The organism is Pseudarthrobacter sp. 10T415, from assembly GCF_056394175.1.
Map to the genome: position 1 here is coordinate 25,069 of NZ_JBFTHJ010000012.1, position 13,360 is coordinate 38,428.

9 protein-coding genes are annotated in these 13,360 nt (G+C 67.1%); all 9 read right to left on the minus strand.

Annotation, left to right across the window (positions count from 1 at the left end):
- Window positions 1-58: 58 nt before the first annotated feature.
- Complete coding sequence (locus AC1DBN_RS15110) at window positions 59-1,516, minus strand: glutamate synthase subunit beta (protein WP_091719669.1); 1,458 nt, start codon at window positions 1,514-1,516, stop codon at window positions 59-61.
- Entirely contained in the window at window positions 1,509-6,122 is a 4,614-nt protein-coding gene (gltB, locus tag AC1DBN_RS15115; protein WP_314213355.1) for a glutamate synthase large subunit, read from the minus strand. The genes AC1DBN_RS15110 and gltB overlap by 8 nt, the downstream gene beginning before the upstream one ends.
- Before the next feature lie 263 nt (window positions 6,123-6,385).
- A complete protein-coding gene (lgt, locus tag AC1DBN_RS15120) occupies window positions 6,386-7,576 on the minus strand; it encodes a prolipoprotein diacylglyceryl transferase (protein WP_314213356.1) in 1,191 nt (396 codons plus the stop codon).
- Between the two features lie 4 nt (window positions 7,577-7,580).
- A complete protein-coding gene (gene trpA, locus AC1DBN_RS15125) occupies window positions 7,581-8,426 on the minus strand; it encodes a tryptophan synthase subunit alpha (protein ID WP_314213357.1) in 846 nt (281 codons plus the stop codon).
- On the minus strand, window positions 8,423-9,751 hold the full coding sequence (gene trpB, locus AC1DBN_RS15130; RefSeq protein ID WP_314213358.1) for a tryptophan synthase subunit beta: 1,329 nt from the start codon (window positions 9,749-9,751) through the stop codon (window positions 8,423-8,425). Before trpB ends, trpA begins: the two co-directional genes overlap by 4 nt.
- 121 nt (window positions 9,752-9,872) lie before the next feature.
- Window positions 9,873-10,694: an indole-3-glycerol phosphate synthase TrpC gene (trpC, locus tag AC1DBN_RS15135; protein WP_477723570.1), complete on the minus strand. Its 822-nt coding sequence runs from the start codon at window positions 10,692-10,694 to the stop codon at window positions 9,873-9,875.
- Window positions 10,694-10,981 (minus strand): HGxxPAAW family protein, encoded by a 288-nt coding sequence (locus AC1DBN_RS15140; RefSeq protein WP_015936888.1) that lies wholly within the window; start codon window positions 10,979-10,981, stop codon window positions 10,694-10,696. Before AC1DBN_RS15140 ends, trpC begins: the two co-directional genes overlap by 1 nt.
- Before the next feature lie 107 nt (window positions 10,982-11,088).
- The gene (locus tag AC1DBN_RS15145) at window positions 11,089-11,718 is read right to left on the minus strand and encodes a Trp biosynthesis-associated membrane protein (RefSeq protein ID WP_314213360.1); all 630 of its coding nucleotides are present in this window, start codon (window positions 11,716-11,718) and stop codon (window positions 11,089-11,091) included.
- Complete coding sequence (locus AC1DBN_RS15150; RefSeq protein WP_477723571.1) at window positions 11,718-13,277, minus strand: anthranilate synthase component I; 1,560 nt, start codon at window positions 13,275-13,277, stop codon at window positions 11,718-11,720. The genes AC1DBN_RS15145 and AC1DBN_RS15150 overlap by 1 nt, the downstream gene beginning before the upstream one ends.
- Window positions 13,278-13,360: the final 83 nt, after the last annotated feature.

Consider the following 13,360-nt stretch of genomic DNA (forward strand, 5'->3'; position numbering starts at 1 on the left):
TTGCATTGGTTAAGTTGTCGAGGAGGTGAACCCTCCATGCACCGCTGGAGGACGGCGGTTAGAGGACGGCGATGGCGCGGTCCGTCGGCGCAACAGGCGCCGGCAGGATGGTGCTGCCCATCAGGTACTTGTCCACTGCCGCAGCGGCGGCGCGGCCTTCCGCGATCGCCCACACGATCAGGGACTGGCCACGGCCGGCGTCGCCGGCAACGAAGACGCCCTCAGTGTTGGTCATGTAATAGCCGTCGCGGGACACGTTGCCGCGGCCGTCGAATTCGGCCTTCACCTGTTCGGTGATGTTTGCAGGCTCTGCGCCGGTGAAGCCCAGCGATAGGAACACCAGGTCCGCGGGGATGACCCGCTCGGTGCCTGCCTTGGGCAGCCGCTTGCCGTCAACAAACTCGGTTTCGGCAACCTTGACGCCGGTCAGCTTGCCGTTTTCTCCAACGAACCCGATGGTGGAGGCAAGGTAGGTACGCTCGCCGCCTTCTTCGTGGGCGCTGGCAACTTCGAACAGGGTGGGGAACGTCGGCCAGGGCTGGTGGCCGGCACGCTCGGCCGGCGGCTGCTTGCCGATGGCCAGCGTGGTCACCGAAGCAGCGCCGTGGCGGTGCGCGGTGCCGAGGCAGTCCGCTCCGGTATCGCCGCCGCCCAGGATCACCACATGCTTGCCCTGTGCGTGGATCTGGTTCTCGATGGACTCCCCCGCAACTGCGCGGTTGGCCGGAACCAGGTAATCCATGGCAAAGTGCACGCCGTCCAGGTCACGGCCCGGGATGGGCAGGTCGCGCGGCACGGTGGCGCCGGTGGCGATGACCACGGCGTCGTACCGGCGGCGCAGCTGTTCCCACGTGACGTCGGTACCAACAGCAACGCCTGTGCGGAAGCGGGTGCCCTCGGCCTTCATCTGCTCAAGCCGGCGGTCCACCTGCTCTTTTTCCATCTTGAAGTCGGGGATGCCGTACCGCAGCAGGCCGCCGATCTTGTCGTCCCGTTCGTAGACGGCAACGGTGTGGCCAACGCGGGTGAGCTGCTGGGCAGCGGCCAGGCCGGCAGGGCCGGACCCGACGACGGCCACGGTCTTGCCTGTGAGACGGTGCGGCGGCAGCGGGTTGACCCAGCCGTTGTCGAAGGCCTCATCGATGATGGAGACCTCAACCTGCTTGATGGTCACCGCGGGCTGGTTGATGCCCAGCACGCAGGACGCCTCACAGGGGGCGGGGCAGAGCCGGCCGGTCCATTCCGGGAAGTTGTTCGTGGCGTGCAGGCGCTCGATGGCTTCCTCGCCCTTGTCCCGCCACGTGAGGTCGTTCCATTCAGGAATGAGGTTGCCCAGCGGGCAGCCCTGGTGGCAGAACGGAACGCCGCAGTCCATGCAGCGGCCCGCCTGGGCCTTCAGAGTGCCCTTCTCCTGGGCCTCGTAGACCTCTTTCCAGTCCATGATGCGGACGGGAACGGGACGGCGCGGCTGGGTTTCACGCTGGCGTACTTTCAGAAATCCGCGTGGGTCAGCCACCGGTAACCTCCAGGATTCGAGACCAAACTTCTTCGCCGTCGGGGTCAAGGCCCTCTTCGATGGCGTCAAGACGGGTTTGCAGCACGGCCGCGTAGTCGCGCGGCAGCACCTTGGTTATGCGGGCAGCGGTGTCATCGAAGTTCTCGAGCAGGCGCGCGGCCAGCTGCGAATCGGTTTCCTCGATGTGCTTCACCAGCAGCCCGTGGACGATGTCGCGGTCCTCGGCGTCCAGTTCGCGCAGCTGCAGCTCACCGGATTCGAGGGCCTGCTTGTTGACGCGGGTGGTCCGCAGGTCCAGGACGTACGCGGTTCCGCCGGACATGCCGGCACCGAAGTTACGGCCCGTGCGGCCCAGGATCAGCGTCTGGCCGCCGGTCATGTACTCGCAGCCGTGATCGCCAATGCCTTCGACGACGGCAGTGGCACCGGAGTTGCGGACCAGGAAGCGTTCGCCCACCTGGCCGCGCAGGAACATCTCGCCACTGGTGGCACCGTAACCGATGACGTTGCCGGCGATGACGTTGGTCTCCGCCTTGAACACGTTGGTGCGGTCCGGGCGGACGATGATCCGGCCGCCGGAGAGGCCCTTGCCCACGTAGTCGTTGGAATCGCCGAAGAGCCGCAGCGTGATGCCGGCGGGCAGGAAGGCGCCCAGCGACTGACCGGCGGTGCCGTTCAGGGTGATGTCGATCGTGTCCGTGGCCAGCACATCGGTGCCGAACGCCTTGGTGACGGTGTGGCCCAGCATCGTGCCCACCGAGCGGTCGGTGTTGATGACGTCCACGGTGATCTTCACCGGGCTGCGGTCCGTGAGCGCTTCGGTGGCCATGGTGATCAGGCGCTGGTCGAAGTGCTTGTCCAGCTCGTGGTTCTGGCCGGTCATGTTGCGCAGCGGCGCGTCGTCGTCGAACTCAAGGCCATGCAGGATCGGATCCAGGTCCAGTCCGTCGGCCTTCCAGTGGTCAACAGCTTCACGGGTGTCCAGGACCTCAGCGTGGCCGATGGCCTCTTCAAGGCTGCGGAAACCAAGCTCCGCCAGGATCTCGCGGACTTCCTCCGCCAGGAACTCGAAGAAGTTGACCACGAACTCGGGCTTGCCGCTGAAGCGGGCCCGCAGTTCGGGGTTTTGGGTGGCCACGCCCACCGGGCAGGTGTCCAGGTGGCAGACGCGCATCATGATGCAGCCTTCCACCACCAGCGGAGCGGTGGCGAAACCGAACTCCTCGCCACCCAGCAGCGCAGCGATGACAACGTCGCGGCCGGTCTTGAGCTGGCCGTCTACCTGCACCACCACGCGGTCTCGCAGCCCGTTGAGCATCAGCGTCTGCTGGGTCTCGGCAAGGCCGAGCTCCCACGGAACACCTGCGTGCTTCAGCGAGTTCAGCGGCGAGGCGCCGGTGCCGCCGTCGTGTCCGGAGACGAGTACGACGTCGGCCTTCGCCTTGGTCACGCCTGACGCCACGGTGCCGATCCCGACTTCCGAGACGAGCTTCACGTGCACACGGGCCGAGGGGTTGGCGCGCTTCGCATCGTAGATGAGCTGCGCGAGGTCCTCGATCGAGTAGATGTCGTGGTGCGGGGGCGGCGAGATGAGTCCCACGCCGGGGGTCGAGTGGCGGGTCCGGGCCACCCATGGGTAGACCTTCTGAGCCATCAGCTGGCCGCCTTCGCCGGGCTTGGCACCCTGGGCCATCTTGATCTGGATGTCGTCGGCGTTGGTCAGGTAGAGGCTGGTCACGCCGAACCGTCCGGAGGCGATCTGCTTGACGGCGGACCGGCGCTCCGGATCCAGCAGACGGTCCACGTCCTCGCCGCCTTCACCGGTGTTGGACTTGCCGCCCAGCCGGTTCATGGCGATGGCCAGGGTTTCGTGCGCTTCCTTGGAGATGGAGCCGTAGCTCATGGCTCCGGTGGAGAACCGCTTGACGATGCTGGAGACGGGCTCCACTTCCTCGAGCGGAACGGAGGGGCGCCCGTCCTTGAACTTGAGCAGGCCGCGCAGGGTCATCAGGTTGGTGGACTGGTCGTCCACGCCCTTGGTGTAGGCCTTGAAAATGTCGTAGCGGCGTTCGCGGGTGGCGTGCTGCAGCCGGAAGACGGTCTCCGGGTTAAACAGGTGCGGTTCGCCGTCGCGGCGCCACTGGTACTCGCCACCGCCCAGCAGCGGGCGGTGCGGCTGCTCGATGCCGCCCTCGGGGTAGGCCATCTGGTGCCGCGCGGAAACCTCAGCTGCGATGACGTCCAGGCCGACGCCGCCGAGCTGGGAGTGGGTTCCGGCGAAGAATTCGTCCACCAGGTCCTGGCCCAGGCCGAGCGCCTCGAACGTCTGCGCACCGGTGTAGGAGGCCACGGTGGAGATGCCCATCTTGGACATGATCTTCAGGACGCCCTTGCCGAGTCCCTTGATCAGGTTGTAGACGCCGTCCTGCGGGGTCACGCCGGTGACGTCGCCGGCCGCGATGAGCTGCTCCACGGATTCCATGGCCAGGTACGGGTTCACGGCGGAGGCGCCGTAGCCGATCAGGACTGCAACGTGGTGCGTCTCGCGGACGTCGCCGGCCTCGACCACCAGGGCGGTCTTGGTGCGGTTGGCGCTGCGCAGCAGGTGGTGGTGCACGGCGCTGACCAGCAGCAGCGACGGGATGGGCGCCCACTGGGCGTTGGAGTCACGGTCGGACAGCACGATGTACTGCACGCCGCGGTTAATCGCACCGGAAACCTGCTCGCAGATTTCGGTGAGGCGGGCGCGGAGCGCGTTCTCGCCGCCTTCGGGGCGGTAGAGGCCGCGGACCTTCATGGACAAGCGGTCGCCGTCGGGGCTTTCGATGTTGGCGATCTTGGCGAGCTGGTCGTTGTTGATCACCGGGAACGGCAGCTGGACCTGGGGCTGGCGGACCTGCTTGGTGTCCAGCAGGTTGCCGTTGGGGCCGATCGCACAGGTCAGCGAGGTGACCAGTTCTTCGCGGATGGCGTCCAGCGGCGGGTTGGTGACCTGCGCGAACGACTGGACGAAGTAGTCGAACAGCAGGCGCGGGCGCTTGGACAGCACGGCAACCGGGGTGTCGGAACCCATGGCGCCGAGCGGTTCGGCACCGGTGCGGGCCATCGGGCCCAGCAGGATCTTCAGTTCCTCGGTGGTGTAGCCGAAGGTCCGCTGGCGGATGTTCACGGACGCGGCCGTGTGCACCACGTGCTCGCGCTCCGGCAGTTCGTTGAGGTCAATCAGGTTGTCCTTGACCCACTCAGCCCACGGGTTGGCGGCGGCCACCTCGGCCTTGACCTCTTCGTCGTCAATGATGCGGCCGGCGTCGGTGTCCACCAGGAACATCTTGCCCGGGGACACACGGCCCTTCTTGACCACGCGGGAAGGCTCGACGTCGATGACGCCCACCTCGGAGGCGAAGACGATCAGGCCGTCTTCGGTGATCCAGAAACGCCCGGGGCGCAGGCCGTTGCGGTCCAGCGTGGCACCCACCAGGTTGCCGTCCGTGAACGACACTGCGGCGGGTCCGTCCCACGGCTCCATCAGCAGCGAGTGGTACTCGTAAAACGCGCGGCGGGCCGGATCCATGGTGGCGTGGTTTTCCCAGGCCTCAGGAATCATCATCATGATCGAGTGTGTGATGGGGCGGCCCGAAAGCCACAGCAGCTCGGCCACCTCGTCGAAAGACGCGGAGTCGGAGGCACCGGGGGTGCAGATGGGGTACAGCTCTTCCGGCGAGTCACCAAGCAGCGGGTTGGCCAGCTGTGACTGCCGGGCGCGCATCCAGTTGCGGTTGCCCTTGACGGTGTTGATCTCGCCGTTATGGGCGATGGTCCGGAACGGCTGCGCGAGCGGCCAGGACGGGAACGTGTTCGTGGAGAACCGCGAGTGGACGATCGCCAGCTTGGTCTTGAAGCGCTTGTCCGACAGGTCCGGGTAGAACGGCTCCAGCTGGGCGGTGGTGAGCATGCCCTTGTAGACGATGGTCCGGGAGGACAGCGACGGGAAGTAGACGCCGAACTTGTTCTGGGCGCGCTTGCGGATCCGCCAGGCACGGGAATCGAGCTCGTTGCGCTCCAGGGTCTCGCCGGTGGCGGACGCGAAGAACGGCTGGGAGAAGTACGGCATGCAGGCGCGGGCCATGGCTCCGACGAGGTCGGCGACCACCGGCACTTCGCGCCAGCCGAGGACGGTGAGGCCCTCGTCAGCGGCCAGGCCTTCGATACCTGCCTTGGCGGCGTCGGCCTCGCGCTGTTCGGCCGGAAGGAAAGCGGTGCCGGCGACGTACTGGCCGGGTGCCGGCAGCTCGAATTCGGTGACGGCCCGGAAGAACTCGTCCGGGATCTGCATCAGCAGGCCAGCGCCGTCACCGGTGCCCTCGTCGGCGCCGACAGCGCCGCGGTGCTCGAGGTTGCGAAGCGCCGTGAGCGCGGCGTCGACAATGTCATACCCGGGCTCACCGCGGAGGGTGGCGATAATCGCAAGACCGCAGGCGTCCTTCTCCTGCTCCGGGTTGTACAGCCCGGCGGCCTCCGGCAGGGCCGCGAAGCGCTTGAACGGCGACATGGCGGCCTCGGGCTGATCCGGTTCGGACCAGCTGGGAGTGTGAAGAGTTTGGGTCATGGGAGACGTCCTTCCTCCTGATCGTGCGTATGGAAGGGACACCGTTGGCCCCACTCGTCGGCGCCACTGTGATGGGCACAACAAAGTGTTATTTACTGGAAATTGTAGGTCAGCCCGGCCTGCTGAACTAACAGTTACGCAGGCCCCTGCCCAGGGCTTCACCGGACGGCAGCTCTATGCTGTCCAAGTTCGGCCCCATGCCACGACATTGTGGTTTCGGGCCCTTCGAGCGGTGGCTCTGCTGCCCTGCCTTGGCCGGCGCCCTACTTGCTGCTGCCGGTTTCCGGTGCCGTTCCGGTGGCTGTGCTGCCGGAGTGTCCGGAAGCCGCTGCGTCCGGGCTCGGCTTGCCGCCGGCCGGTGCTGCCTGGACCTTCTCCGCGGGGACGGAAGCAGGCCTGGAACCGCTTTGGTTATCAGGGAGATTATCACGCGATTCACTATCTGAGACAACAGAGTCCGCATCACGGACCTCCTCATCCGTCCGTGTGATGTCTCCCGGCGCATCCGCGTCCGCGCGCTTTTCCACCGCTTTGTCCGCGGGTTTCCGGCCCGGAAGGTAAACCGTGTCCGGCTCCGTACGCTTCTTCAGGCCCAGCAGGATGAAGGCCACCAATGCCACGACGAAGACAAGGATGCTGGTCCAGACGTTCAGCCGCGTGGTGATCCCAAACAGCGAAACCTGCTCGGCGTCGTCAATGCGCATGGCTTCGATCCACACACGCCCCAGCGTGTAGTACATGGCGTAGAGCCAGAAGAGCCGGCTGCGGCGGAAATTGAAGCGGCGGTCCAGGACAAGCAGGATCACGACGCCGGCGATGTTCCACAGCGATTCGTAAAGGAATGTGGGGTGGAACAGGGTGTCCGCCGGGACTCCGGCGGGGAAGTTCGGGTTGTCCGCGTCAATCTGCAGGCCCCAGGGCAGTGTGGTGGGACCGCCGAAGAGTTCCTGGTTGAACCAGTTGCCCCACCGGCCAAGGGCCTGGGCCAGGAGCAGTCCCGGTGCTGCGGCGTCCAGGAAGGCGGAGAGCTTGACGCCGCTGCGCCGGCAGCCAATCCAGGCACCGATGACGCCGAGCACCACGGCACCCCAGATGCCCAGTCCGCCGCGCTGGATCTGCGGAATCAGCGACAGGTCGCCGGTGCCGTCGAAACCAGGGCCGAAGTAGGCGTCCGGGGATGAGAACACGTGGTAGAGCCGGCCGCCGATGATGCCGAACGGGATGGCCCAGATGACAATGTCCCAGACGCTGCCTTCCGGGGCTCCGCGCTTCGCCCAGCGGACGGACGTGAGCCAGAGGCCCGCGATGATGCCGGCCAGGATACACAGGGCGTAGGCGTGGATGCGGAGGGAACCCCACGGCAGGGGGATGTCGAATCCGGACCAGCCGGGGCTGGGGATGCTGGCGGGGACCAGGGTGGGCGCCAGTTCGGCGGCGGCGAGGAGGGCCTGCATCCGCTTAGGCTTCTTCCCCGGCGTGGCCGGTTTCCCGCGAAAGGCCCGTGCTGAGGTCCTTCGTGAGGGCCGCGACGGCGTCAACACCGCCGTCGCGGACGGCCGCCACCAGTGCGGTGCCCACAATGACGCCTTCGGCGTACGCAGCGATCTCGCGGACCTGGTCGGCGGTGGAGACACCCAGGCCCACGCAGACGCGCTCGGCGCCGGCGGCGTGGGCCGCGGACACGACGTCCTTGGCAGCGGAGCTCACGGAGGTCCGCGCGCCGGTGACGCCCATGATGGATACGGCGTAGACGAAGCCGCGGCTGGCGTCGACGGTGCGCTGCATGCGCTCGGCGGTGGAGGACGGCGCAACCAGGAAGACCCGGTCCAGGCCGTACTTGTCGGACGCTTCAAACCATTCGGCGGCCTCGTCCGGGATCAGGTCCGGGGTGATGAGCCCTGCTCCCCCGGCCTCGGCGAGTCGACGGGAGAACTCGTCCACGCCCATCCGGACCACGGGGTTCCAGTAGGTCATCACCAGGACGGCGGCATCGGTCTTGCTGGTGATGCCTTCCACGACGTCGAAGACCTGCCGGACGTGGAAGCCCTTGGCCAGGGCCTCGGTAGTGGCGGCCTGGATGACCTGGCCGTCCATTACGGGGTCCGAGTACGGGATGCCGATCTCGATCAGGTCCGCGCCGTTCTCCGCCAGCGCGATGCCGGCGGCAATGGTCTGCTCCACGGTGGGGAACCCGGCGGGGAGGTAGCCGATCAGTGCGGCGCGGCCTTCGGCGCGGGCCTTGTCGATGGCTGCTGCGGACTTGCTAGTGGTCTGTGCCTTATCGGCCGCCTGTGCGGTGCTCACAGCTGCTCCCCTTCTTTGCCGATTTCCGATTCGGCGGAATCCTTGTCCAACAGGTCGAACCACTCAGCCGCGGTGGCCACGTCCTTGTCGCCGCGTCCGGAGAGGTTGATGATGATGATCTTGTCCGCGGCAGTTTCGCCGGCTTCTGCCGCTTCGGCAGCGAGCCGCTGGCCCACCTTGATGCCGCCGGCCAGGGCATGCGCAGACTCGATGGCGGGGATGATGCCCTCGGTGCGGCACAGGACGCGGAACGCCTCCATCGCCTCACTGTCGGTGATGGGTTCGTAGCTGACCCGGCCGATGTCGGACAGGTAGGAGTGCTCCGGTCCGACGCCGGGGTAGTCCAGTCCGGCGGAGATGGAGTGGGACTCGATAGTCTGGCCGTCGTCGTCCTGCATGAGGTAGGAACGGGCACCGTGCAGCACGCCCGGCTTGCCGAGCGTGATGGTGGCGGCGTGCCGTCCGGTTTCCACACCGTCGCCGCCGGCTTCAAAGCCGTAGATCCTGACGGACGGGTCGTCGAGGAAGCCATGGAAAATGCCGATGGCGTTGGAACCGCCGCCGATGCAGGCGCAGACGGCGTCCGGAAGGCGGCCGGCCTGCTCAAGGATCTGGGCGCGGGCTTCCTCGCCGATGACCTCGTGGAAGTAGCGGACCATGGCCGGGAACGGGTGGGCGCCGGCGGCGGTGCCCAGCAAGTAGTGGGTGTTTGCCACGTTGGCCACCCAGTCGCGGAGGGCCTCGTTGATGGCGTCCTTCAGGGTCTGCGAGCCGCTGGTGACGGGGATGACCGTTGCGCCGAGCAGCTCCATGCGGGCCACGTTGAGCGCCTGGCGGCGGCAGTCCTCGGCGCCCATGTAAACGACGCACTCGAGTCCCAGCAGCGCTGCGGCCGTCGCGCTGGCAACGCCGTGCTGCCCCGCGCCGGTCTCGGCGATGATGCGGGTCTTGCCCATCCGCTTGGCCAGCAGGGCCTGCCCCAGGACGTTGTTGATCTTGTGCGAACCGGTGTGGTTCAGGTCCTCGCGTTTGAGGAAGACGCGGACTCCCCCGGCGTGCTCCGAGAAGCGCTTCGCTTCGGTGAGCAGTGAGGGCCGGCCGGAGTAGTTCTTGTTCAGGTCTGCGATCTGCGCCCGGAAATCAGGATCGTTCCTGGCCTTGTCGAAGGTTTCCTCGAGCTCGTCCAGGGCAGCGATGAGCGATTCAGGCATCCAGCGTCCGCCGAAGGACCCGAAGTACGGCCCCGGGGCGTGCCGGAGGGAGCCGTCCTGCAGGAATGCGTCTGCGGCTTTGTTGTCAGCGTTTCCTGAAGGTGCGTCGGCCATCAGTCCCGTCCTGTTCCAGTAGTTCGATCAAAGTATGGGTCCGGGCTGGGCCGCCCGGACAGTTGTACCGCGACAATGGACCGGCAGGCAGCCGCGCGGGCTGCCGGCAGTCGTGTGCCGGTCAGCCCCGGGCCGCGATGGCGGCGGCACCTGCGGCGGTGAACTCCGCAATGCGCTCCAGCGGCGTGGAATGGCTGACCAGGGCCTCGCCCACCAGGATGGCGTCGGCGCCGCTGGCGGCGTAGTGCGTGACGTCGTCCACGTCGCGGACACCGGACTCGGCTACCACCACTGCGCCGGCCGGAATCCGGCCCGCAAGGGAGGCGAACACGGACCGGTCGACGTCGAGCGTCTTCAGGTTGCGCACGTTGACGCCGATGATGCGGGCGTTTGCCGCGGCGGCACGGTCGATTTCCTCCTCCGTGTGCGTTTCCACGAGGACGTTCATGCCGAGCTCGTGGCTGAGCGCGCTGAAGTCGGCCAGTTGGGCGTCAGACAGCGCAGCGACGATCAGCAGGATCAGGTCCGCACCGTGCGCCCGGGCTTCCCAGATCTGGTACTCATCCAGGGTGAAGTCCTTGCGCAGCAGCGGGACGTCGACGGCGGCGCGGACGGCATCGAGGTCGGCAAGGGAGCCGTTGAAGCGGCGCTGTTCCGTGAGGACACTGATGACGGCGGCACCGCCGTCGGCGTACTGCCGTGCGAGGGAGGCGGGATCGCCGATGCTGGCGAGGTCCCCCTTGGAGGGGCTCCGCCGCTTGATTTCGGCGATGACCTTGAGCTGGTGGCGCGACGGTGAGGGTCCGCCCAGTGCCGCCCAGGCGTCACGGGCGGGCGCGGCAGCCTGCGCGAGGTCCTTTAGTTCAGCCAGGGAAACGAGCCGCTTCCTGGCCTCCATATCCTCCCGGACACCGGCGTTGATGTCGTCGAGAACAGTTGCCATCAGTGGCCGGAGTTCTTGAGCTTGCTGCCTTCGACGCCGTAACCTGCCTTGCGCATGACGTAACCGAGGAGCAGGCCCACCACCATGACCACGCCGCCCGCAATGAAGATGGGGGTGTTGGCGATGACGAAGGCGATGGACATGATGAGTGCACCGACGAGCATGACGATGACGCAGGTCCATGCGGCGGGGCTGTTGCCGTGGCCCAGCTCCTGGCTGTGGTCAATGGCGCCCGGGGCTACCTGGCGGGTGCCGGACTTGGAAACGGACGCAGGTGCTTTGCTCATGGAAAATCTCCTCAGGGTGGATACTGCTTACATTCTGCCATTTTTTGGCCGGTGATCCGGAACCGGCCCGCTGTCCCGCGGGCCCGGGCCGGCGGCCATCTGCCGGATCAGGTGGGGTCGTCGCCGCGCGAGAGCCTGTCCCAGCTGTCGATCTCGTCCACGGGGCCGGTGGCCGCCGCAGTTCCGGCCACGGCGCGGGCGTCATATTTGGTCCGTGCCGCCCAGTGGCGGGACGCGGGAAGGATCAGCAACCCGCCCAGGGCAAGAAGGCAACCGGCCACGACGGCGAGCACCGGGAAAGCGGTGAGCGCCACCTCGGCCTGGGTGCCGGTGACGCCCGTGGCCGCACCGATGGATCCCTGCGACGCCGCCAGCGGGTCAGCCAGAACGGTCCCCGCCGCGGCGACAATACCGGCCGAAGCCAGGACGATGATGGCCGCAATGATCCAGCGGGCGATCCTGCCGGCGATGGCTGCGGCGAGCCCGCCTGCCAGGGCCACCAGGGCGAGGGCCGTCACCGCGGTGGCAGCCTTGCTGCCCTGGACCTGCAACGGTTCCTGGCCGGCGCCGGCCTGGCTGGGGTCCAGGGTGACAGTCATCCAGGTCTGGGTGGTGGCGCCGAAGACAGCCAGGGCCAGGACGGCGATGAGCAGCACCACCGTGGACTTCCGCGACCACGCCGGAGCTGTCTTCCGGGTTTTCACTGCCTGGCCCGGTGCGGGGCTTGGGTCAGGCATCAGGAATCGCCGCCGGGCAGGGAGTCGGCCGTGATGTCATGAAGGGAACCCGCGGTATGCACCGCGCGCAGCGGGGCGGCCGCCTTGTTGACGGTCTCGAGTGCTTCGGTGGGATTCACGGAGTCTGCCACGATGCCGCCGCCGGCCTGGACATAGGCCCGGCCCTCCCTGACAAGGGCGGAGCGGATGGCGATGGCCATGTCCATGTCCCCGGCGAAGTCCAGGTAGCCCACCACACCGCCGTAGATGCCGCGGCGGTGCGGTTCCAGCTCGTCGAGCAGGCGCAGCGCCCGCGGCTTGGGGGCGCCGGAAAGCGTACCGGCCGGGAACGTGGCCTTCAGGACGTCGTAGGCTTTCGCGGCCGGGGACAGCTGGCCCACCACGGTGGATACCAGGTGCATGATGTGGCTGAAGCGCTCCACTTCCATGAACTGGGTGACGTCGACGGTTCCGGCAACGCAGACTTTGGAGAGGTCGTTGCGGGAGAGGTCCACCAGCATGAGGTGCTCGGCGCGTTCCTTCTGGTCCGCGAGCAGTTCCTCCGCCAGGGCCTTGTCAGCCTCGACCGTCTTACCGCGGGGCCGGGATCCGGCGATGGGGTGCGTGATGACCTCTTCGCCGGTGACCGTCACCAGGGCTTCGGGTGAGGACCCCACGATGGAGTACTCCCGGCCTTCGGCGTCTTCGAGGCTGAAGATATACATGTACGGGCTGGGGTTGGTGTTGCGCAGCACGCGGTACACATCCAGCGCGGAGGCCTTGCACTCCATTTCAAACCGGCGCGAGATGACCACCTGGAACACTTCGCCGTCAACGATCGCTTCCTTGCCACGGTCAAGCGCCGCCAGATAATCATTTTCGTCCCAGCGTTCGTGGACACTGGAGGCAAAGTCCAGGGCGGCTGGGGCAAGCACGGAGACCGGCTGCACCACCGGGGTACTGACCTTGGCCAGGAGCGCCTTGACCCGTGCCACGGCATCGTGCCAGGCCTCGTCTACGCGCTCTGTGCTGTTGTCGAAGTTGATGGCGTTGGCGATCAGCAGGACAGTACCGTCCACGTTGTCGTGGACGGCCATGTCGGTGACCAGGTTGAGCGCCATCTCCGGCAGGTGGAGGTCGTCCTCGGGAGGGCTCACCAGCCGTTCCCAGTGCCGCACGGTTTCCCAGCCGAGGAAGCCCACCAGCCCGGACGTGAACGGGGGCAGGCCGTCGAACCGGTCAGTGCGGAGGGCATCGATGGTGTCACGGATTGCGTCTACGGGGCTGCCGTCCACGGGAACGCCCGCCGGCGGTTCGCCCAGCCAGTGCGCCTGGCCGTCCTTGGTGGTGAGCGTGGCACGGGATTTCGCGCCGATGAAGGAGTAGCGGGACCATGTGCCGCCCACAGCAGCGGATTCCATCAGGAACGTGCCGGGCTGGCCCTGCGCCAGCTTGCGGTACAGGCCAATGGGGGTTTCGGCGTCCGCCAGCACCTTCAGTCGTACCGGAATGACCCGGCTGTGGCCGGCCAGCTCCCGGAATTCCTCAAGGCTGGGGCTGATGGTTCCAAGGTCCTGCATGGCTATGCTTTTCCGCCTGTTCTTAGAAGTGCCGGCTGCGCCGGGCGCCTGAAGTTCTGCGGGGAGCCGTACTCCCCTTCTGC

Coding starts and splice junctions, on each gene's coding strand:
- gltB (WP_314213355.1), bottom strand. CDS start 6,122: ATGACCCAAACTCTTCACACTCCCAGCTGGTCCGAACCGGATCAGCCC.
- lgt (WP_314213356.1), bottom strand. CDS start 7,576: ATGCAGGCCCTCCTCGCCGCCGCCGAACTGGCGCCCACCCTGGTCCCC.
- trpB (WP_314213358.1), bottom strand. CDS start 9,751: ATGGCCGACGCACCTTCAGGAAACGCTGACAACAAAGCCGCAGACGCA.
- trpC (WP_477723570.1), bottom strand. CDS start 10,694: ATGGCAACTGTTCTCGACGACATCAACGCCGGTGTCCGGGAGGATATG.
- AC1DBN_RS15140 (WP_015936888.1), bottom strand. CDS start 10,981: ATGAGCAAAGCACCTGCGTCCGTTTCCAAGTCCGGCACCCGCCAGGTA.
- AC1DBN_RS15145 (WP_314213360.1), bottom strand. CDS start 11,718: ATGCCTGACCCAAGCCCCGCACCGGGCCAGGCAGTGAAAACCCGGAAG.
- AC1DBN_RS15150 (WP_477723571.1), bottom strand. CDS start 13,277: ATGCAGGACCTTGGAACCATCAGCCCCAGCCTTGAGGAATTCCGGGAG.